This is a genomic window from Micromonospora parva, from assembly GCF_040649675.1.
Classification (GTDB): domain Bacteria; phylum Actinomycetota; class Actinomycetes; order Mycobacteriales; family Micromonosporaceae; genus Micromonospora; species Micromonospora parva.
This window is the reverse complement of record NZ_JBEZFX010000004.1, coordinates 52,136-73,341: the sequence shown is the minus strand read 5'-3', so window position 1 is coordinate 73,341 and position 21,206 is coordinate 52,136. Positions and strand designations below refer to the sequence as shown.

Annotated in this window: 15 protein-coding genes; 9 read left to right on the top strand and 6 right to left on the bottom strand. The window is 72.6% G+C overall.

Going from position 1 to position 21,206, the window contains the following annotated elements; genetic code table 11:
* Positions 1-54: 54 nt before the first annotated feature.
* The 4 genes from AB0C03_RS11575 to AB0C03_RS11560 all read left to right on the top strand — a co-directional run bounded on the left by AB0C03_RS11575 (position 55) and on the right by AB0C03_RS11560 (position 8,118).
* Positions 55-2,748, top strand: a complete 2,694-nt coding sequence (locus AB0C03_RS11575) for a hypothetical protein (protein WP_357636339.1) — start codon at positions 55-57, stop codon at positions 2,746-2,748.
* An 87-nt stretch (positions 2,749-2,835) separates the two neighbouring features.
* Positions 2,836-5,382, top strand: coding sequence for an FtsK/SpoIIIE domain-containing protein (locus AB0C03_RS11570; protein ID WP_357636336.1), 2,547 nt, complete (start codon positions 2,836-2,838; stop codon positions 5,380-5,382).
* 2 nt (positions 5,383-5,384) lie between these two features.
* Complete coding sequence (locus tag AB0C03_RS11565; RefSeq protein ID WP_357636333.1) at positions 5,385-6,305, top strand: hypothetical protein; 921 nt, start codon at positions 5,385-5,387, stop codon at positions 6,303-6,305.
* Between the two features lie 217 nt (positions 6,306-6,522).
* Positions 6,523-8,118, top strand: a complete 1,596-nt coding sequence (locus tag AB0C03_RS11560; RefSeq protein ID WP_357636330.1) for a type 1 periplasmic-binding domain-containing protein — start codon at positions 6,523-6,525, stop codon at positions 8,116-8,118.
* Here AB0C03_RS11560 and AB0C03_RS11555 read toward each other — a convergent pair.
* Positions 8,108-10,645, bottom strand: coding sequence for an NACHT domain-containing protein (locus AB0C03_RS11555; RefSeq protein ID WP_357636827.1), 2,538 nt, complete (start codon positions 10,643-10,645; stop codon positions 8,108-8,110). The two genes, AB0C03_RS11560 and AB0C03_RS11555, sit on opposite strands and share 11 nt — an antisense overlap.
* A 264-nt stretch (positions 10,646-10,909) precedes the next feature.
* Between AB0C03_RS11555 and AB0C03_RS11550 the strand changes: the two genes are divergently transcribed.
* The gene (locus AB0C03_RS11550; RefSeq protein ID WP_357636327.1) at positions 10,910-11,581 is read left to right on the top strand and encodes a hypothetical protein; all 672 of its coding nucleotides are present in this window, start codon (positions 10,910-10,912) and stop codon (positions 11,579-11,581) included.
* 156 nt (positions 11,582-11,737) lie between these two features.
* A complete protein-coding gene (locus AB0C03_RS11545) occupies positions 11,738-12,046 on the top strand; it encodes a DUF6244 family protein (RefSeq protein ID WP_357636324.1) in 309 nt (102 codons plus the stop codon).
* A gap of 27 nt (positions 12,047-12,073) precedes the next feature.
* Here AB0C03_RS11545 and AB0C03_RS11540 read toward each other — a convergent pair whose 3' ends face one another.
* The 4 genes from AB0C03_RS11540 to AB0C03_RS11525 form a co-directional block, all read right to left on the bottom strand.
* A complete protein-coding gene (locus AB0C03_RS11540; protein WP_210866173.1) occupies positions 12,074-12,484 on the bottom strand; it encodes a hypothetical protein in 411 nt (136 codons plus the stop codon).
* A 68-nt stretch (positions 12,485-12,552) separates the two neighbouring features.
* Complete coding sequence (locus AB0C03_RS11535) at positions 12,553-12,999, bottom strand: nitroreductase family deazaflavin-dependent oxidoreductase (protein WP_030334388.1); 447 nt, start codon at positions 12,997-12,999, stop codon at positions 12,553-12,555.
* A 66-nt stretch (positions 13,000-13,065) separates the two neighbouring features.
* Positions 13,066-14,052, bottom strand: a complete 987-nt coding sequence (locus tag AB0C03_RS11530) for an SEC-C domain-containing protein (RefSeq protein WP_210866174.1) — start codon at positions 14,050-14,052, stop codon at positions 13,066-13,068.
* Positions 14,053-14,157: 105 nt separating this feature from the next.
* On the bottom strand, positions 14,158-15,624 hold the full coding sequence (locus tag AB0C03_RS11525) for an MFS transporter (protein ID WP_030334385.1): 1,467 nt from the start codon (positions 15,622-15,624) through the stop codon (positions 14,158-14,160).
* A 220-nt stretch (positions 15,625-15,844) separates the two neighbouring features.
* Here AB0C03_RS11525 and AB0C03_RS11520 point away from each other — a divergent pair, with 220 nt between their 5' ends.
* Positions 15,845-16,426 carry a TetR/AcrR family transcriptional regulator gene (locus AB0C03_RS11520; RefSeq protein ID WP_156057719.1) on the top strand — a complete coding sequence of 194 codons (582 nt, stop codon included), beginning with the start codon at positions 15,845-15,847 and terminating at the stop codon, positions 16,424-16,426.
* Between the two features lie 52 nt (positions 16,427-16,478).
* Here the strand turns inward: AB0C03_RS11520 and AB0C03_RS11515 are convergent, their stop codons facing one another.
* Positions 16,479-17,840, bottom strand: coding sequence for a pentapeptide repeat-containing protein (locus AB0C03_RS11515; RefSeq protein WP_357636318.1), 1,362 nt, complete (start codon positions 17,838-17,840; stop codon positions 16,479-16,481).
* A gap of 205 nt (positions 17,841-18,045) precedes the next feature.
* Here AB0C03_RS11515 and AB0C03_RS11510 point away from each other — a divergent pair, with 205 nt between their 5' ends.
* Both AB0C03_RS11510 and AB0C03_RS11505 read left to right on the top strand, forming a co-directional pair.
* Positions 18,046-18,825, top strand: a complete 780-nt coding sequence (locus AB0C03_RS11510) for a lipase family alpha/beta hydrolase (protein WP_357636315.1) — start codon at positions 18,046-18,048, stop codon at positions 18,823-18,825.
* 173 nt (positions 18,826-18,998) lie between these two features.
* Positions 18,999-21,206, top strand: coding sequence for a M48 family metalloprotease (locus AB0C03_RS11505; protein WP_357636312.1), 2,208 nt, complete (start codon positions 18,999-19,001; stop codon positions 21,204-21,206).

Here is a 21,206-nt window from a genome sequence, read left to right as displayed (position 1 = left end):
CCGGCGTCGCGTCTGTACCCGATGCGTCACACTGAGTGGGATCGGAGGTGACGCGTGCGGCGCTCGGAGTTGCCCAAGCGGGAGTTGATCAGCCAACGGCAGTCGACAGCGGCCCGGGAGCGACTGCCGCCCGGCGGGTTGGAGCTCTTCGCGCTGCTCGCCCGGCTGCTGCGGCGGCCCCGTCGCGGTGACCGCCGGCTGCCGTTGCTGTGGCTGGTCCGCTCCGACACCGCGGAACTGATGGTGCCGCTGCGCCGGTTTTTCGGCCAGGGCCCCCGACGGCGGGTCCCGCACGCCGTGCTGGACGCTGACGTGCCGCCCGGTGCCGGGGACGTGCCGGCGCTGCTGCGCGAGCTGCACCGGCAGCTCTCCCTGGAGGCCTTCGGCGCCGCCCGACTGCGCTTCCGGCACTATCCACTCGCCGACTGGCTCATGCAGCAGAGCTTCACCCTCGGCGTCGACGCCGACGACAGCCGCGCGGCTCTGGTCCGCCGGCTGCGCGACCGCAGGGGCCCGCGTACGCCGGAGGCGTTGCCCTCCGGCGGTGACGCGGTCAGCATCGTCTCGCAGGTGCTGCTCTGGCTGGTCCGTCGCGCCGTGCCGGGGGTGGTCTTCCGGGCTGCCGTCTCCGGTCGGGTGCCGGTGCTCGGCCGGCACTACAACTGGTTCATGCGCCAGCAGTACCTGGCGCCCCGGCAGTCGGTCACCTTCCTCGGCTTCGCCGAGCGCCTCACCGCCGGCTGGCGCGACGGGGAGCAACCCGACCAGGTCAACAAGCTGCTGCTGCACGCCTTCCTGGAGGACCTGCGGCAGGCGTACCGGCGTCGGCCGTGGCGCCCGTCGGACTGGCGGCGCACCGCGTACCCGGCGCTGCTGATCGATCACGTCGCCCCCGGCAACGTCGGCGGGGAACTGGTCCGCCTGATCGGCGACGTCCGCACCGAGACCGGGCGCAACGACCCGCTGCTGATCGTCGCGTCCGGTGGGCAACCCCCACCGGACCTGCCCGAACCGCACCCGCTGACCGAGGCCGAGGAGGCGTACGACGAGTGGGCCGAGGCGCTGCCGGAGATGCGACGGCTGCGCCGCCCGGCCACCTGGCTGGTGGCGCTGCGCCCCGACGAGACCGACACCGGCCCACCGGCGCGGGGCGGAGTGCGGCCGTTCTCCGCGCCCGACCCGCCGTGGTGGTCGCGGCGCTTTCTGCCGGCGGCGCTCTGTCTGGTGCTGGTGGCGGCGCTCGGCCTGTGGGTGGCCAGCCGGTGGGGGCCGGGCTGTCACCCCTCGCTCACCGGTCAGGTCTCCGTCGAGGTGGCCCCCAGCGGTGAGTGTGTCGGCTACAGCGACAGCGCCGCACAGGTGTTCAACAACGACCCCGGCCAGGACCGGCTGCGCACCGTCCAACGGCGCATCTTCGCGCAGAACCGGGCCGCCGAGGAGGTCTGGCAGCGCAGCGACCGACGTCGGCCCTTCCTCACCCTGGTCTACCTCGGCACCCTGACCGGAAACCTGACCCGCGCGGACGAGGAGTCGTACGTCTCCGAGCGTGAGGAACTCGAAGGGATGGCCACCGCCCAGTACGCGTTGCTGAAGGAGTCGGCCGGCGCCGACGGCGCGGCGCTGCTGCGGATCGTGGTGGCCAACGCCGGCCGACAGATGATCTACGCCGACCGGGCCGTGGCGATGCTGGCCGGGCTGGCCCGCGACGACCCCACGGTGCTCGGGGTGGTCGGGCTGGTGGAGAGTCGCACCAGCACCGCCCGCGCGCTGCGCGAGCTGAACCAGGCCGGGCTGCCGGCGCTGGCGCCCACTCTCTCCGCCGACAGGATGGACGCCAACTCCCGCCTCTACCTGCAGATCTCCGCGCCGAACACCGATCAGGTGAAGCTGGTCGACGCGTACGCCACCCAGGTGCTCAAGGTCAACGACGCGCACGTCTTCTACACCACCCTGGAGGGCAGTTCGCTCACCGAGGACCTCTACGTGGGCACCCTCGTCGACGGGCTCCGACAACGGTTCGGCCCCCGGATCACCCGCCTCGACGAGTGGCACACCGGGCAGCGGCTGATTGACGAGTGCGGCTACACCGGGCTGCTCTTCTACGCCGGTCGGTGGTCGGAGTTCGACGGTTTCCTGCGGGCGCTGCGCGAATGCGGCGGCAACCCGCCCCGACATCTCGTCGCCGACGACTCGGCCAACCGGTACATGGCCAACCCCGGGCTGCGCGCCGCCGCACCCGGCAACCTGCCCGTCACGTACGTCTCGAAGGCGGCCCTGGCCACCTGCGCCGCGCTGCGGGCCGCCCAGGACCGGCGCGACGACGCGCGGGCCAGTTTCCTGTCCCGGATCCAGGCCGACGACCTGCTCGACCCGCCGCGCTGCCGGCCGGGCGCCGAGGTGCAGGTCGGCGAGCGGGTCAGCCTCGCCTACGACGCGGCGATGATGCTGATCCGGGCGGTGGAGAGCCTCGCCGCCCGGCTGCACCACGCCGACCCCCGGCAACGCTGGGAGCCGAGCGCCGTCAACCCGGTGGCGGTGCACGCCGAGGTGCTGCGGCAGAACGCCGGTCAGGGCTATCCGGGGGTGGCCGGGCTGATCCGGTTCACGGCCGACTCGGGGGAGCCGGTCGACAAGCGACTGGCCCTGATGCGGGTGGAGCAGGTGCCCGATGTGGCGAGGGCGCCGGTGGAGGTGTTCCGCTGCGGGGTGGCCGACGTGCCCGGCCCGGCGGTGTGCGGCCCGGCCTGACCGACACGTCCTCGCAGGACTGTCCGGGCGCCGCCGGTGTCCGTTAGGGTTCCTGGGACCAGGCGGCCGTGGCGTTGGGGGCAGAGGGTGGGCAGGCTCGCGTCGGCGTACGGGCAGGCGGTCAACTCCCACCGGGCGGCCCGGGCGCACCTGGACACCGTCCGCGGTGTCCTCGGGGCGGCACCGACCGTCGCACCGGTCGACGACGACGTGGTGGCCCGCCTCGCCCGCCTCGGCGGTGCGCTGGCCAACCCCGCCCCGGGTGCCACCCCGCTGACGGACCAGCCGGCAGCGGTGCGGATCGGTGCGGCGTCCACAGCGGACGGCGGCTTCCCGGTGCTGGTCCCGCTCGGCGGCGGCCACCACCTGGCGCTGGACGCCGACGCCCGGGAGCCGCAGGTCGCCGGGCTGCTGCGGGCGCTGGTGCTGCGGCTGGTCGCCACCGCGCCACCCGGTCAGGTCCGCGTCGTCGGCATCGACACCGCCACGCTCGGCGCCACCTTCGGCCCGCTACGACCGCTGCTCGACGCCGGGGTGCTCGACCCGCCGGCCACCAGCGAGGCCGAGGTGGCCGCGTTGCTGGACGCCGCCGAGAAACACGCCCGTGCCGCGCAGCACGGTGCGGCGACCGCCCGCCGCCTGCTGCTGGTCGTCGCCACCGCCGCGCCGCCGCCGCGCGAGCTGGCCCGGCTCGCCGCGCTCACCCACGCCGGCCCGGCCGCCGCCGTGTGCGTGCTGCTCGCCGGCCACCCGTCCCGGCAGCCCGGCGAGACCCCGCCGCCGCTGGGTGGCACCACGGCGGTGCGGCTCAACCAGGGGTACGCACACGTCGGCGACCCGCCCGGCGCGCCGTTCAGCGCCGACGGCAGCGGCCTCGCCGCCCGCGTCCTGCTCGACGGCGACCCGCCGCCCGCCTCGGTCCGCGCGCTCGCCGAGCACCTCGGCACCGCCACCCGTCGCGCCGACGCGTTGCCCTTCACCGACCTGCTGCCCGAACGGCGCTGGGCCGAGTCCGCCAGCACCGGTCTGCGTACGGTGATCGGCCGGGCCGGCGACGGGTCGACGGCGGCCTTCGCCACCGCGCTGACGCTCGCCTTCGACGACGCCACCCCGCACTGGCTGGTCGGTGGGCGCACCGGTGCCGGCAAGACCGTCTTCCTCCTCGACGTCCTCTACGGGTTGGCCGCCCGCTACTCGCCGGCCGAGTTGCAGCTCTACCTGCTCGACTTCAAGGAGGGCGTGAGCTTCACCGAGTTCGTGCCCACCGGTCGGGACCCGTCCTGGCTGCCGCACGCCCGTGCCGTCGGCATCGAGTCCGACCGCGAGTACGGTCTCGCGGTGCTGCGCGAGCTGCGCCGGGAAGCCCAGCGCCGGGCCACCGCGCTCAAACGGCACGGCGTCACCAAGCTCGCCGACCTGCCCCGGGACAATCCGCTGCCGCGCATCGTGACCGTCATCGACGAGTTCCACGTGCTGCTCGCCGGCAACGACGCGCTGGCCCGCGAGGCGGTCGACCTGCTGGAGGAGTTGGCCCGCAAGGGCCGCTCGTACGGCATCCACCTGGTGCTGGCCAGCCAGAGCATGACCGGCATCGAAGCCCTCTACGGCCGGGCCGAGGCGATCTTCGGGCAGTTCGCGTTGCGGGTGGCGCTGCCCGGCGGTGGCGGGGTGCTCGACCAGCTCAACGACGCCGCCGCGGCCCTGCCGGTCGGCTCCGCCGTGGTCAACACCGCCGCCGGCGCGGTCGGCGCCGACACCGTGCTGCGCTTCCCGGACGCGCACGCCGCCGCGGCCGACCTCGCCGCGTTGCGCCACGAGCTGTGGCAGGCCCGCCCGCCGGGCTCGCGCGCACCGGCGGTCTTCAAGGGGTACGAAGCCGCGCGGATCGAGGACGACAGCACCTTCGCGGGGCTGCGCCCCGGTGGTCGACGCCCGATGGCCCTGGTCGGCCGAACCGTCGACGTGCACGGCACCACCGCACTGTTCCTCATGGACACCACCCCCGGCCGGCACCTCGCCGTGGTGGGCACCGCACCGACCGGCGCGGACGTGCTGCGCGCCGCGACGCTCAGCCTGGCCCGCCAGCACACCCCCGGCGACGCCCGGTTCCAGCTGGCCTGCCTGGTCACCGCCGCCGACCCGGTCGCCGACGACACCGAGGCCGCGCTGCGGGCCGCCGGCCACCCGGTGCAGCGCCTGGACGCGACCGGGCTGCGCGACCGGATCGCCGCGCTGGCCGCCGAGCCCACCGGCCGCGAATACCTGGTGGTGTTCGGGATGGACGCCGCCGCGCCCGTCCTCGGCGCCACCGACCCCGACACGTTCCGCTCCGGGCTGGACGACCTGCGTACCGTGCTGCGTCAGGGCCCCGGGCAGGGGGTGCACCTGCTCGGCTGGTGGCGGGGGCTGCGCCGGCTCGCCGACGACCTCGGCGGCACCCAGAACCGCGACGACGTCGCCTGCCTGGTCGCGCTCAACGTGCCCGGCGCCGAGCTGGCAGTGCACCTCGGCGCACACGACCTGACCTACACGCCCCGCGCCGACCGGGCGCTGCTGATCGACCGGCACGACCAGCGCATCCGGTTGATAGTCCCGTTCGTCGGCGACGGGCACGAGCCGGACGGGGAGCGGTGACAGTGTCCTTCGAGGAGTACGCGGCGCTGGCCCGGCAGCTCTCTGAGCAGCGCCGCGCCGGTGAACAACACGCCGCCACCGAGTCCGCGCGCCGTCGTGACCTGCACGCCGCCGTCGACTCCCTCGAGCAGCGGCTGACCGCCCAGGGGCAGCGCCTCGACCAGCTCGGCCGGGCGATCGGCGTCGACCAGCCATCCCCGACCGCTGGCCCGGGGGCCGGGGCGTCGGGCGACGCCGCCACCTGGCCCGGCCCGCCGTCCGGCCCCGGATCGGCGTCCGCTGCCGGCTCGGTGCCACCGTCCGGCTCCGGTTCGGCGTCCGCCACGGGGTTCGGCCCCGCCACCGCACCCGGAACCGGGGGCGGGGAATCCGCCGGCGCAGCCGGCGCCCCGGGGCGGGCGGGGGTCGAGGCGTACCCCGAGCTGCCGGCGGGCGAGGCGCGGCTGGCGCTGCCGACGGCGGTGACCCCGGCGGGCGGTGGGGTGCCGGCGCAACGCGCGGCCGCTGCCGACCCGGCGGTGGAGTTGGAACTGGCCCGGCGGATGGCCGACGAGGCCGACCGGCACGGGCACCAGGCGGAGCTGCTGGCCCAGCGGCCGGTGCTGCTGCCGACGTGGTCGCCGCTGGCCCGGGCGGTCGCCGTCTACGCCGGCTGCGGCGCGGCGGCCGGGGTGCTCATGCTGATGCTGGTGCTCGCCTCCGGCGTCGGTCTGGTCGACGGGTTCACCCTCGGCGCGTGGATCTGCGCGGGGCTGCCGGCGGTGGCGTTCTTCGGCGGGTACCTGGTGCTGGGCCGGTGGGGACGACCCGCGATGGTCGTCGGCACCCCGCCGCGCTATCTGCCGCTGGGGTTCCTGATCTGTTTCCTGCTGGTGCCGGTGGCCTACTGCGCCTATCTGCTGCTGGTGCGCGGCCTGCGCTGATCGGTGTGCGCGCCCCGAGCGCTATCGGTGTGCATTCCGCTTGCCGAGGATCTGGGTCGTTCCACCTCGGGGGGTCGTGAGCGGTAGGCCGAGGGGTTGGTCGCGGTGCCGAGTCAGCTAGATGACTGAAGCGCATCCATTCGTTGGGCATGACCGATGGTGGAGACGGTGTCCGCGTCTGCCGGTAGCCGCCCCCGAGCCGAGAAATGAAGTGCAAATGTCTCGGATCTGGCGCGCCGGCAGAAATTGCGTCCCAGGGCTCTGGTCAAATGGAGGTAGTTCGGTGTTCGGTTCGACGGGTACGAATGCGTTACGGATTGGGATGGCCGGGGTCATCGCTCTTGCGCTGCTCGCGCTCGTCGGTGTGCTGGCCTTCTGCGACAGCGAGCCCGACCAGAAGCGGACGAGCGACCCGACGCCCTCCGCGGCCGGTTGCGCCGGCGTGCTGGACGACAGCACCCAGGAATGCCTCGGCCCGGTCACCGACAGTGCCACGCTCGACCCCGCGATCCGGGACGTCGCCGAGAAGATCCTCGTCAGCAATCGAGAGGTCGGTGCCCAGGCCCGACGGTACGTCCGGGTGGTGCTGCTGACGCCGTTGAGCATCGCCCCGAAACCCGCAGCCTCGGCCATGTCCCTCGAACCGATCACATTCAGTTTGCAGGGCGCCTACGTGGCCTTGCGCCGGGCAAACACCTCGTCGGCCTTCGGCGACCAGAACGCACCCGCCGTGCAGTTGCTCCTGGTCAACCAGGGCAGCAGGCAACCGGCCCTCGACGCGCTCGTTCCGGCGATTGTGGCGCTGGGCGACGCTGAGCATCCGGTGGTGGCCGTCGTGGGCCTCGGCTCCAGCTTCACGGGTACCGAAGGGGTCGCGTCGGCGTTGTCCCAGCGGGGCATCCCCATGGTCGGGGCGGTCACCTCCGCGACCAGCCTGAACGCAGAGCGATACTCGACGTTCCACAGTGTGTCGCCGAGCAACGACGACTACGCGATGTCGCTGAAGGACCTGCTGGACAAAAACCCGGACACGCTGCCCCGCAACGGAATCGTCGTCTACGACCAGAACAAGGACCCCTATCCGTTGACGCTGACCGAGGCCTTCACCAGTGTGCTGAAGGGCTACCTCAAAGCGCCGCCGCAGGCCTTCGCCGGCGGCACGGTCGGCAATCCAGCTATGCCGAACGTCTTCAGCCCGGTGGTGACGAACCTGTGCAACGCGGTGGCCGACGACGCCATCAAACTGCAAATGGTGTTCTACGCCGGCCGGGTCGCCGACTTTCCGAGCCTGGCCGCCGCACTGCGGGAGCGGACCTGCCGCAGTCACCCACTGACCATCATGGTCGGTGCCACCGGATTTCAGCTCTCACCGCAGCAGGTGAATCTCCTCGACGAGGCCAACGTCTCGGTGATCTGGGCCTCCTCGGCGGACGCGCCGGCCTGGATCGGCAGGCGACCCGGTACGCCGGCGGGCTTCGCGGACTTCCTCAAGGCATACCACGTCGACGAGAAGTTCCCGTCCGACAATCTGAACGACGGCTACGCGGTGATGTACCACGACGCCGTCGCGAGCGCTGTGAAAGCGATCCGGATGGCCACCGGGAGAGACAACCTGCCCGGAGCCGCCGACGTGCAAACCCAGTTCAGCAACCTCACGCTGGCCCACAAGGTCGCCGGGGCGTCCGGCACCCTGTCGTTCGGTGGCCGGGCGAACGGCGACGGGCGGGCCACCGGCAAGGTCGTGATGTACCGGCAACTCGGCAAGACCGGCCCCCGACTGCCGGCCAACGTCCCGCCGTACCTCACGCCGTGACGCCGCCCACCGGCCGGCCGTCGCCGCCGTCCGGCACCAACCAGTGTCGGCTGCGGGGATCCTCGTAGGTGTCGATCCACTCGTTGGGTCGCCACATCCGTACGGCACGCATCCGGATCCAGGGCTGCAGCCCCAGCATGGTCAGCGCCAGCCCCAGCTCCACCGTCGCCAACAGGACCGCCGCGGTGCCGCCGACCGGGCCCAGCAAGCCGCTGGGTCGGGCCAGATCCCAGCCGACCGCGACGAGCGCCGCCACCGAGAGCAGGGTCAGCGTCGCGCCCGTCGCCCGCTCGGCCCGGTGGCGGTCGACCCGGTGCGCCCGGAAGACCGGAACGACGACCGAGGCGGTCCGGTGCCGCCAGTCCGCCTCAAGGCTGGCCCAGCGGCCCGGGTCGGTGGCCTTGGCTTCCAGGAAACGGTTGACGTCCGGTGCCTCCGCGGTGACCTCCCTGGCCCAGCACAGCAGGGTCACCAGGTTCGATTGTCGGTCCAGTCCGCGCCGGAACGGATACACCTGCTGACGCAGCAGCGCGGTCGCGAACCTCGGCTGCGCGGCCGGTTGACGCTGCAACGTGTGGAAGCAGGCCGGGTCGGTGGCGAGCCGGAGCAGTCGGTCGACCAGCGGTACGAGGGAGGGGTCGTCGGTGCCCGCGCCCTCGGCGGTGCGTAGGCACCGCCACAACGGCTCGACGAATCGTGGATCATCAGGCACGACGCCCACCAACCGGGCGACCATCAAGCGGCTGATGGAACTCTCCCCCAACCGTTCCACCAGCATCGTCACCACCTCGAGCAGCGTCTCGTGGGTGCCGCCGAGCGCGTCCGCCGCGTCCGCCTCGCCGGCGACGTTCGTCAGCCAGGTGAAGGCCAGGTCGCGCGCGGTGTCGCGGATCGCCGCGCGGGGCGAGGCCGTGGCGCTCAGCACCGCTGCCAGCGCCGGGAGCATCACCGCGGGCCTCGGGTCGCGCAGCGGTTTGGCCATCCGCTCCAGGACGGCGAATCCGACCGGGTTGAGGCAGTCCGCCCCGGCCAGGCAAGCGCAGGCGAGGGCCGGGTCAAGGTCGGCCAGGTCCTCGATGAAGCCGGTGACCACGGCCTGGTCCGCCGTGGCGGTGTAGAAGAGCACCACTCGACGCCACTCGCGCTCCGTCGCCCGCTCACGTAGCAGTCGTAGGCCGTCGTCGCGTTGGCGTAGCAGTTCGGCGGCGACCAGGTGCTCCTGCAACGAACGGTGCACGAACTCGTACTGCTCGTCGGCGACACGGCTGAGCAGCCCAGACCGATGGATGATCTCGCCGACGAACTCCTCGGCGCGGCCGTTGAGGTTCTGCCGTAGTCGATCTCCCGTCGCCGACACGAAGTCGACGAGCGTCAACCGGTCGAACGGTCCGAACCCGGGCGGGCCGATCGCCGCCCGCAACGCGAACTCCCGCAGAACTCGCAGCTTGTCGGCCTGATCGAACTCGTTCGCACCGCTGGTGAGGTCATCGGCCCGGAAACTGTGCCGGCCGAGCATCTCGTCGATCATCTCGTCGTACAGCCGCGCCGTCGAGTGCGCGATGGCGGGGAACTTCCGCCCCGCGTAGAGGCCGACCGACATCGAGAGGACCAGCGGGTTGCGGTGCATGCCCAGCGTGCCCGATGCGTGTAGCTGCCGCATGAAGCGCTGCGGTCCGTCCACCTCCGGGAACCGGTCCGGGAAGGCCCGCAGGTAGGCGAGTATCTCGGTGTCCCGCAGTGGTGCCAGCACATAGCTGCGGTGCGCACCGAACGGCTGGGGCTGCCAGTCGTCGGCGATCCGCAGGAACGTGAGTCGCCGGCAGGTGATCACGATGCGGGCGTTGGTGGTCGGCAGCTCCGGGGTGTGGTCGGTGAGGAAGCGGTACACCTCGTCCCGGACGGCCGCGTAGACGGTTGGCGTCACCTCGTCCAACCCGTCGAGCAGCACCACGCAGCGCCGCTGCTGCAACACCTGGGCGAAGAGCTGGTGGGCCTCCTCCCTGGTCAGCGCCAACCCCTTCTGCGACCGCAACATCGCAAGGATGTAGTCGGTCAGGGTGACCGGTTGTCCGACGCCGCGGAGCAGCCGTACCGGCACCAGGAACGGCACCTCACGGTTCCGCCCGTCCCCACTGTGACCGTCGACGCCGCCGAGGGCCGCGATCCCGAACGCTTTCAGTGTGGTCGTCTTGCCGGACCCGGCGTCACCCAGAAGGACGACGTGGCTGTCCCGGTCGGCGATCCGTTCGCCGGCGTCGGCTGCCCGGTCCGGCTGCCCATCCTCGGTGACGAACAGCGGCACCAGGGTCCGTTCGAGTCGTAGCGTCTCCGGCGCAGCCAGGTACGGGTTGTACACCCGGTGCTCGGTGATGAACCATCGGCGGTACCGCTCCTCGGGCGCCCCGCGCCGCAGTTGGCGCATCCGGAGCTTCGCCCAGCTTGAGACCACCACGATGGCCAGCAGGGTGCTCAGCAGCAGTTCACCCCGGTCCAGCCAGTCCCACATCCGCAACCACTCCAGCGCCATGTCCACACCGTCGATCGTGCGCCACCGCTGCTACCTGGCGTCGCGGCCGAGGCTCGACTCGCCGAACGACCCGCGTGGTCCGGTCGACGGTGCGGGCGTGCCCGGCCACGCCTCCCGGCCGTCGCCTCCACTGTGCCTACACCGGTGCCGTAGTCTCGCGCCCCGAGCGCTGTCGGTTCCGATGGGGAGACCGGGGCTGGAATGTCCAGCCTCGGCATCTCATGAGCGGCTGTCGAAAGGTTGGTCGGGCAATTGCAGGGTCTGGTGTCCACTCACGGGGATCCGGTGTCGGTGCGGGAGAGCACGACCGTTTCGCCACCTGAAGCCGATGCTGCCGCATCGAGGACGACGCCCGGCTCAGACCAGGAGCGGGCGCTGTCGGTCGTCGCCGCGTCGCAGCAGGCCGGCCTCGGCGCGGTGGTTGCGGGCTTCGGGTTGATCGGCGTCGGCGCTGTCGCCGGCTGGCTGATCTGGCGTAGCGGCGCATCCGCGGCGAAGATCCAGCCCGAGGACACCACCGGCGTGTTCCTCACCCTGTTGGTCTTCGCCGCGGCTGTCGAACGGATCCTCGAACCGTTCTCGCGGTGGCTGCCGGGACGCGCCGCCGAGGCCGCGTTGTCCCAGACGATGACCGACGCGAACAGCCGGATCGACGGCCCCACCGAGGCCGACCGTGCGGCGATCGCCGTGGCCACGGCCAAGGTCGCCCGGGCGAAGGCGAACCGCACCATCGTCGCGTGGGGTCTCGCGAGCGGGTTGGCCACCGTGGCGTCCAGCGCCGGCGGGTTCTACGTGCTGCACGCGGTCGCCGGTGCCGACTGGAACGGGGTGGCGGTCTGGGTCGATGCCGTGGTGACCGGTGTGATGGTCGGCAGCGGCACCAAGCCGCTGCACGATCTGATCACCCGGGCCCAGAACGGCCCGCCGTCGCCGTAGCCCGCCTCGGCCTGGCCTGCCGGCTGGTGTTGCTGCAGATCTTGGACAGTTTCCGTCAGGACGTGACGGAAACTGTCCAAGATCTCGTGTCCACACCTGGAGAGGCGGGAACGAGCGCCCGATCGCGTGGGGTGCCCGGATCTCGTAGGCTCCCAGGTGGTCTCCGCGGTGGAGCTGGTGGTCGAGCACGGGGAGGTGCGCGTGAGCGCGGCACAGATCATCGCGAGGCTGGCGGCGGCGGCGCAGAAGCTGGACGAGGCGAAGGCCAAGACCGCAGCGGCGGCACAGGACGCGGCCGAGGCGCGGGCGCTGGTCGCCGGTGCCCTTGAGGGCGTTGCCGCTGGTCCGCTGGTTGGCATGATCGACTCGTACCGTCAGGCGCTGGCACAGGCCGCCCAGGGTGGCGACCCGGCCAAGCAGCACGTCCAGGAGACGATCGCCAAGGTCCGGGCGCTCGGCAACTGACCACCTGCGAGGGCAGCGCAACCGTGCTCAGCGGGTGATGCGGAACGTCTGCTCGAAGGTCGGGTAGTCGCAGACGTCCTGGTTGCAGAGTTCGAAACCACCGCTGATCAGCGCGACGCCCTTGTGCAGGACCAGCCCGTCGGGCTGCGCCCACGCCCTCCCGGTCACTGCTTGCGGCTCGCCCGTGCAGCTGTTGAGGGGTGCCCAGCCACCCGCGTAGGCGACTCTGTCGCCCGACCGCTGCCGGACGATCAGCTCGGTGGCGCCGGACAGGCCGGCTGGGCAGGTCACCGTGAGGGTGATGTCCACGGCGACGCCGCGTGCGACAAGGGCCGCGGAGGTGACTTCGACGCTGCTGGCCGCGCTCGCCGGGGTTGGCGCGAGCGCGAGGGAGAGGGTCAGCCCGAGTAGTGCGATGGCGGTGATGATGCGGCGCACGATGGTCCTCCTTGCCGGAGTGGGTGCCTACCTGCGGTCACCCTAGCCTGCCCCGGCAGTTACGGATATCAATCGATGCGGTCGATGACGATGACCGGGATCTCGCGGTCGGTCTCCTTCGCGTAGCGGGCGTACGTCGGGAAGACCTTCGTCATCACCGGCCACAGCCGGACGCGCTCCTCGCCGGTCGCGGTCCGGGCCCGCCCGGCGATCCGCTCCGCCCCGACCTGGATCTCCACTGTCGGGTCGGCGGTCAGGTTCAGGTACCAGGCGGGGTGTCTGGCCGCGCCGCCGTTGGACGCCACCAGCACGTAGTTGTCACCGTCGCGCCCGTACATCAGGGCGGTGCGGCGCAGTGTGCCCGATCGGCGTCCGCGGGTGGTGAGCAGCAGCGAGGGTACGCCGTGGAAGGTGCCCCCGTCCGCGCCGTCGGTCTGCACGTAGCGCCGGATGTGGCTGGCGACCCAGCCGACCGGGCTGTCCTCGACCGTTTCGTGCTGCTCGTGGGTGGTCACGGCATCGCCTCCATCGTCGAGCCCGGACGGTCGAGCGGGGTGTCGATCATACGCGGCGGGGGAGGGTCAGCCGCGTGAGCGCGGCAGGCAGCACTTCTTGTACTTGCTGCCGGACCCGCACCAGCAGGTGTCGTTGCGGCCGGGCGGCCAGGCTGTCACGCCGGCCTCGTCGAGGCTGTCGGCGTACTCGTCGAGGGTTTCCTCGCTGGTGGGGTCGCTGCCGGCGGTCTGGGCGAACGCCGCCAGTCCGTCGACGGTGCCGACGACCACGCCCAGGTCGGCGCCGCCCATGCCGGAGGCGTCCACGAGGGCGCGTTCGATCTGGGCGCGGTGCTCGTCCCAGGTGGCGGGGTAGCTGTCGACGAGGGTGGGCCAGCGCAGCAGCAGCGCGGTGAACTCCGCCTGCGGCCAGAACAGCAGTGTCGCCGGGCCGTCGTCGAGGGCGTCGAGGGCGTGGGTGCTCGCGGCGCGCAGCCGGTCGGCGAGGTTGTCGTACTCGTCGTGCGGTAGGCCCGCCTCTTCGCGCAGGTCGTGCCGTTGCTGGGCCAGGCCGTAGATCATGGCGGCGGCCTCGTCCTGGGCGTCCTCGGACGCGTGCTGCTGGGTGCGGGTCCGCTCCAGGATGGCGTCCAGCGCCCCGGTGAGCCACTCCAGTGCCAGTTCGCCGTGGCCGGACTCGGCCAGCTCGTCGATCAGGTACATGGACTTGGGGTCCGTCTCCAGCAGCGGGCGCAGGGCGGTCAGCTCGGTCAGGCCCTCGTCCGAGCGGCCGAGGCGCAGCAGCAGGCCGCCGCGCACCGCTCGGGCGTACGCGTTGTCGTCCGGCTGTTCGGCGACCGCACGGGTGGCCAGGGCGAGCGCGTCGGCCAGGTCACCGGCCTGCTCCAGGATGTCAGCGGCGACCAGCAGGGCGTACCCGGTCTCGTCGGGGTCCGCCACCCGACCCTCGTCGACGGCGCCCACCAGTTCGGCGACGAGCGCGGCCGGGTCCGGGCTCTCGGAGCCCAGGGCGGCGATCTCTTCGATGCGGTCGGCGGTCAGCAACTCGGACATGGGCGCATCCTGAAAGACGACGGTCGGTGGGCGGGGGAGCGGCCAGCGTACTCCGGGACATGGCGCAGCCCGGGCGGCGAACCGCCCGGGCTGCGCCACGGTCCGTCAGCGGGTCGCCGGCATGGTGGCGAACTCGCCGGCTAGCTCCGACTCGACGATCGTCGTGGCGGACGGCCGGCGACCGGCCGACGCCCGCCGGGCGGACGGGACGGCGAGGGCCGCGAGCGCGGCGGCCAGGGCGATCGCGGTGAGGACCAGAAACCCCATCGTGAAGCCGGCCTCCCGGGGAAGGCCGTTGGCCTGCGGGTGGGCGGTGATCACGCCGCTGACCACGGCGGCGCCGATCGCCCCGCCGATGGTGCGGATGTTGGCGTTCATGCCGGTGGCCACGCCGGTCTGGCTGGCCGGCACGCTGGCGACGATCAGGTTGGCCATCGACGCGAAGGCCAGGCCGATGCCGAGGCCGACCAGGCCACCGGCGATGGCGACCTCCCAGCGGGTGTCGTGTGCGGCGGCGAGCATCGCGGCGGCGACCACGTTGAACGCGGCGCCGGTGGCGAGTTGCGCCTTGGCGCTGAACACGGCCTGGAGCCGGCCGGCGACGAGGCCGGCGACGAACATCGCGACGAGCATCGGCAGCATGAGCAGACCGGCCTGGCTGATGCTGGCGCCGAAGCCGTAGCCGGCGGCGGTCGGGGTCTGCACGAACTGGGGCAGGAACGCGTACACGGAGAACATCGACGCGCCGTAGAGTAGGGCGACCAGGTTGGTGGTCCAGACGCCGGGCAGGCGCATCATCCGCATGTCGATGAGCGGGTTGGCCGAGCGCACCTCGGCGACCAGCCACCCGGCCAGCAACACCACGGCGAGGGCCAGCAGGCCGAGCACCCGGGCGGAGGTCCAGCCCCAGGCCGCGCCCTGGCTGATCGGCAGCAGCAGCGCGACCAGCCAGCCGGAGAGCAGCACTGTGGCGCGCCAGTCGATGCGTCCGGGGGTGCGGACCGGCGACTCGGGCACGAACAGGTGCGCGGCCACGGCGGTCAGCCCGACCACGACCATCGGGATCCAGAACAGCCAGCGGTAGTCCAGCGTGCTGACGATCGGGCCGGCGAGCACGATGCCCAGGCCACCGCCGACGGCGACGATCGCCGAGATGGCGGCCACGGCGGTGGAGACCCGGGCGGCCGGGAACTCGTCGCGGATGATGCCGAACGACAGCGGGAAGACAGCTCCGCCGATGCCCTGGACGACCCGGGCGATGATGAGCACGCCGATGTTCGGCGCGATGGCGGCCAGTAGGCAGCCGAGGGCGAGGGCGGCGAGCGAGACGACCAGCATCCGCTCCTTGCCGACCATGTCGCCGACGCGTCCGAGGATCGGCGTGAAGATCGACGCGCTGAGCAGGTAGGCGGTCAGGACCCAGGTCACTGTGTTCTGGGAGGTGTGCAGGTCCTGCTGGATGGTCGGCAGCACGGGGGTGATCAGCGATTGGAGCATCGCGAAGAACCCGGCGCCGGCCGCGAGCACGGTGAAGGTGAGCCGACGCGAGCCGCGTCGGGAGGTCACTGCCACGAGAGATAACTCCCTGATTACGTACGGGATGGAGGCGTGTGGCCCGTCGTCTGTGACGGGTCGTTTGTCGGGGTCCGGGCGATCGGGGTGGCCAGGCGGCGATCGGGCGGGTCCCGAGGTAAGCTAACCGGAGGCAGGCCTCCGGGATTCCGGAGGGGTGCCTCCACTAAGTTAGTGGAGGGTTGCCTCCGGATGCAACCAGGGTGAGGTGACGCACGTCATGACCAGCGCGGGGCAGGTGCCCGAGGTCTTCGCCCAGCGGCCCAAGCGGGCCGACGCGCGGCGCAACTACGACGCCCTGATCACGGCGGCGCGCGAGGCGTTCGCCGAGAACGGGGCCGCCGCCTCGCTGGAGGACGTGGCCCGCCGGGCCGGGGTGGGCATCGGCACGCTCTACCGCAACTTCCCGACCCGCCGGCACCTGTTCGAGGCCGTCTACGTCGAGGAGGTCCGGGAGCTGTGCCACTCCGCCGAGGGCCTGGCCGAGCTGCCGCCCTGGGACGCGCTCGTCGCCTGGCTGCACCGCTTCGTCGCGTACGTCGCCACCAAGCGGGCGCTCGCCGAGCAGTTGCTGCACGACTCGGAGATCTTCGCCAGCTGCCGCACCGAGATCTTCTCCGCCGGTGAGCCGCTGATGCGTCGCGCGCAGGCCGCCGGCGTGGTTCGTGACGACATCGGCTTCGACGACGTGGTGCGGTTGATCAGTGGCCTCACCATGGCCCAGTTCCCGTCGCCCGAGCAGCGCGACCGGGTGCTCGGCGTGGCCCTGGACGGCCTGCGCCCGCCGGCCGCCCCGCGCTGAGAGCCAGCCGCGCCCCGGTCGGCCGGGTCGCGTCGACGGCTCAGGCGGCCGGTCAGCGGTCGACCAGCAGCAGCCACTCGTCGTCGAGGCGTTCCACTGTGGTGTCGGCCGGCCAGCGGTGACCGGGGTCGGCCACCGCCCGGGCCTGCTCGACCTGCGGCGGCCGGCTGAACCGTGTGTCGCGGAAGCTGGCCATCCGGTGGAACCGGGCCCGGCCGAAGTTCGCGGCGTCGAGGAAGTGCGCCCGGTCGAACAGCGCCTCCGCGCCGAACACCGTCCAGCGGAACAGCGCCATGTTCGTGAAGCGGACCGAGTGGAAGCCGGCCGCCCCGCCGAACTCGGTGTGCTCCATCGACACCGCGCCGTCGAAGACGGCCTCCCGGAACGAGGTGGCGTCCTCGAAGCGGGTCGCGTCGAAGCTGGTCGGTTGGCCGAAGGTCACCCGACGACATGAGGTCGGGCCGGCGAAGCGGGACCGTCGGCAGGACAGACCGTCGGTGAACGCGGCCCCGTCGAAGGTGGCCAGACCGCTGACGCGAACGCCGTCCAGCATCACCTCGCCGTCGGCCGCGAGGTTGTCGAAGAGCACGTCGTCGAAGGTCGCCGCCCCGAGCAGCAGCCGGCCCCGCGTCGTCGCGCCGGCGAAGGTGGTCGTGCCGGTGAACACCGCCTCGGTGAAGTTCGCGTCGACGAGCGTGCAGCCGGCGGCGTCGAAGTCGACAAGCTCGGCGCCGGCCAGGTCGAGCGTCACCTCCGGCCAGAAGGCGTCGTCGTCGGCGGCGCGCAGGTGCCGGGTGAGCACGCGCTGCGCGCTGCGCCGGACCTCCGTCTCGCGCGGCTCGCCGTTTGGCGCCGGCATCCGCAGGTACGCGCAGAGCACCGCCGCGATCGTCGGGCGCTGCCCCGGATTGTCCTGACCGAGGCGCTCCAGCGCGTGCAGGCCACCGAGGCGTACCGCCGCGCTGTCGTTGCCGAGCAGCTCCACCGCCCGGGTGTAGAGCTCGGTCAGCCGACGCTCCGCCGCGTCGTGCTCGGCCGCCCCGGACTGCCGATCCTGGTGGCGCTGCGCGGCCTCGGCCACCGCCTCGGCGTGCGCCTGCACCCGGTCCCGGTGCACCTGGTCGCGGGCGGCGACGCTCTCCTGGTGCCGCTGCGCGCGTTCGGTGATCCACTGGCGGCGGGCGGCGAGCAGCAGCGCGAGCCCTCCGCCGGTGCCGGCGACGACGGTCAGGCCGGTCCGGATCGCGTCGATGCGCAGCGTGGCACGGGTGTCGGGTTGGCTGGCCCGGTCGGCCTCGGTGAGCAGCAGGTCCAGCACCAGCCAGCCCAGGACGACGGCGGCCAGCAGGCCGACCAGGACCAGCCACCACGGCATCACCCGCAGCTCGCGCTCGGTGGGTTCGTCGACAGCCACGGCCACAGCATGCCAGTGAGCGTCCGAGGTCCGATATGGAGCGTGGCGGTATGACCGTTTACACCCCCGGCGGAACAACGGGTTACCGGCGCGTAACAAGTCATTGACGTTTCCAAATTGTTGCGGGCATCATCGTCGCACGGTCGACCGGACACCCCCACCCACCTGCCCGGTTCGCCGGGCGCCTCCCCCCGGAGGTGCAGCGATGCTGCTCCGAAAGACCGCCCTCGTGCTGGCCCTCGCCACCGCCGCGCTGCTCGCGTCCACCGCCACGGCGACCGCGGCGCCCGCCGACCCGGCCCCCACCCCCTTCGCCGCCGCCGCGGCGGCCAACCCCGTCATCGTGGTCGGCGGGCTCAGCGGCGTCGCCGTCGCGTACGAGCCGATCGCCGGCCGGCTGCGCGCCGACGGCTACCGCACCTTCATCTACCAACTTCCCGGACTGGGCCTCGGTGACATCCCCACCTCGGCCCGCGCGTTCGCCACCTACGTCAACCAGGTACGCGCCAGCACCGGCGCGGCGACCGTCGACCTCGTCGCCCACTCCGAAGGGGGCCTGGTCAGCCGGTACTACCTCAAGCGGCTCGGTGGCACCGCCGCCGTCGGCCGGTACGTCAGCCTGGGCACACCCCAGTACGGCACGTACGTCGCCAACATCGTGGCGTTCCTGGGGCTGGGCACCTGCGCCGGAGTGGTGGCCTGTCAGCAGATGACCATCGGCTCGGCGTTCCTCGCCGACCTCAACGCCGGCGACGACACCCCGGGCGCGGTGCGCTACACCACCATCCGCACCCTGCAGGACGAACTGGTCCGGCCGACCGGCAACGCCGCCGTCAACGACGGTGCGACGAACGTGCTGATCCAGGCGTACTGCCCGCTGCGGGTGGTGGGGCACCTCGGCCTGGTGCTCGACGGCACGGCGTACACCATCGTGCGCGGCGCCCTGGTCGACGGCCCGGTGCGACCCAACTGCCTGGCGCTCTGACCCGCCCGTGCGGGTGGTCCCGCCGGGACCACCCGCACCCACGCGGACTGGCAAGTGTCGGTTGCCCGACGTTCCCGGAAAAGGGTGTGGCAGACATCAGACGTGCCCGATAGCCTGCTGCGACTGTCCACTGGCGACGGAGGACGGGTGACCCTCCCGAAGGAGCAGCGCGCATGACCGAGCCGCACACCGTGCCGCCGGAGAACACCCCGCCGACAGTGCCGCAGCTCGACGTCCGGGCCGCCGAGCCGCCAGCGGCCGACCCGCCGTCGTCGGTCGGCGGGTTCGCCGACCGACCACCGGGTTATCCCAGCGCGCTGGTCTGGTTGCGGGCCGGGATCCTGCGGGACTGGCGCGGTGTGCTGGGCGCCTTCGCCGCCACCTGGTTCTACCTGCCGATCGGGCTGCTGCTGGCGTTCTGGGGCGGCCTCAGCCTCGGCGTCGTCGGCCTCTTCGCCGGCGGCATCGGGGCTGACGACCAGGTGCCGCAGGTGCTGCGCGACGCGCCGCTGATCGGCTCCCTGCTGGAAACGTTCATGAGCCGCTCCGCCGGAGTGCTCGGCGGCGTCGTCGGCTTCGCCGTCGGTTTCGTGGGCGGCTTCATCTCCGTGCTGGTGCTGCCCTGGGTCGGTGCCGAAGGACCGCTCCCCGTGATCGCCGGCCTGCTCGGCACCGTCGCCGCGGCGGCGCTGATCGGGGTCCTCTACACGCTCTACCGCGTGCTGCTGGAACCGCGACTACTGGTCGTCTCCGGTGCCCGCCAGCCCAGCCGCCGCGAGGCGGCGCGGCTGCGGCCCGTGCTGGACGACTGTGCCCGACGACTCGGCCTGCCCAGCGTGCCACGGTTGCTGATGGAGGACGACCCGGTCCTGAGCAACGCCCGCACCTACGCCCGGCACGTGGTGGTCACCACCGCCGTGCTGACCGAACCGGACGACGAGATCGCCGCGCTGTTCAGTCACGAGTTGGTGCACTGGCGTACCGGGGACGAGATCACCAGCGCCTTCGTCCGTGGTGTCGGTCTGCCGCTCACCCTCGCGCACGCCCTGCCGACCTGGCTGATGCGGACGTTCCCGCACCCGGCCACCAACTTCGTGGTCTTCCTGTTCTTCTGGCCGGTGCTGCTCATCATGCGGTACGTGGTGCTGCCGCTGCACGCCCGCGACGTCCGGGCCGCGGAGTACCGGGCCGACCTCGGCGCCGTGCTCACCGGGCACGTCGACGGGATGCGGCGCATCCTGGAGCGCCGGCTGTCCTTCGAGTCCGGCCGCAGCGGCTGGGACGAGGCGGTCTGCGCCACCCACCCGCCGCACGAACTCCGGCTCGACGCGCTGGAACGGGCCTCGGTGGCCGGCGCGTCCGCCGGTGCGGACGCCGCCGCGGACGTCACCGTCGAGCGGCTGTTCGGGCACACCGGCGCGGTCGGCACCCGCCGCACCTGGCTGCTGGTCGGCGTCCTCGTGCTGGTGGCCTGCGTCGGCACCGGCGGGCTCGGGGTGGTGCAGTGGGCGTTCTTCCGCCCCCAGGCGACTGTCGACGGCTACTTCGCCGCGCTCGCCGACCGGGACAGCGACGCCGCACTCGACCTCCTGGCCGACGGGAGCAGCGCCCCCGACCGCGAGCTGCTCGCCCAGCTGCTGCGCGGCGAGGGCTACCAACCACCGACCGACGTCGAGATCAGTTCGCTGGAGCGTGACGACGACAGCGCCACGGCCACCGTGACGTACCGGCTGGGCGGTGAGCGGCAGACCGCGACACTCGGCCTGCGTCGCGACGAGCAAACCACTGCCGGGATGTTCCACGGCTGGCGGGTGAGCGGAGGCCTGACCTCGCTCGGTGTCGCGATCGGCGGCCCCGGGGTACGACTCAACGGCGTCGAACTGCCCGGCGGCACCGACGGCCCGGCGCTGGCGCTGCTGCCCGGCGGCTACACCGCGACCGGGCCGTCCAGCGCGCTCAGCGAGACGCCCACCGAGACCTTGGCGGTCGGTCCGGGGCAGGACACGGCCACTCTGCAACTGGCCCCGGTGCTCAAGCCGGCGGCGGTCGAGGCCGTCGACGCCCGGGTGCGCGCCTGGTTGGACGAGTGCGCCAAGCAGACGGTCCCCGCGCCACCGGGCTGCCCGTTCCGCTACTACGGCGGGTCCGCGCAGAAGGTCACCTGGAAGATCCTGGAGTACCCGAAGCTCGCCATCGAGTTGACCGGCCCGGCCAGCGCCGAGGTCACCACCCCGAGCGAGACCCGGGGTCAGGTGCAGGTCAGCGGGACCAACACCTACTTCGGGGGCGACTCACCGTTCACCGACGACGACCCGTTCTCCGTCTCCGGTGTCGTCACCGCGGACGGGGAGGGTGTCACCTTCCGCCCCGCCACCAACTGA

Excerpts from the sequence above, each read along its gene's own strand:
- AB0C03_RS11560 (WP_357636330.1), top strand. The coding sequence starts at position 6,523 with ATGTCTCGGATCTGGCGCGCCGGCAGAAATTGCGTCCCAGGGCTCTGG.
- AB0C03_RS11555 (WP_357636827.1), bottom strand. The coding sequence starts at position 10,645 with ATGGCGCTGGAGTGGTTGCGGATGTGGGACTGGCTGGACCGGGGTGAA.
- AB0C03_RS11530 (WP_210866174.1), bottom strand. The coding sequence starts at position 14,052 with ATGTCCGAGTTGCTGACCGCCGACCGCATCGAAGAGATCGCCGCCCTG.
- AB0C03_RS11520 (WP_156057719.1), top strand. The coding sequence starts at position 15,845 with ATGACCAGCGCGGGGCAGGTGCCCGAGGTCTTCGCCCAGCGGCCCAAG.
- AB0C03_RS11510 (WP_357636315.1), top strand. The coding sequence starts at position 18,046 with ATGCTGCTCCGAAAGACCGCCCTCGTGCTGGCCCTCGCCACCGCCGCG.
- AB0C03_RS11505 (WP_357636312.1), top strand. The coding sequence starts at position 18,999 with ATGACCGAGCCGCACACCGTGCCGCCGGAGAACACCCCGCCGACAGTG.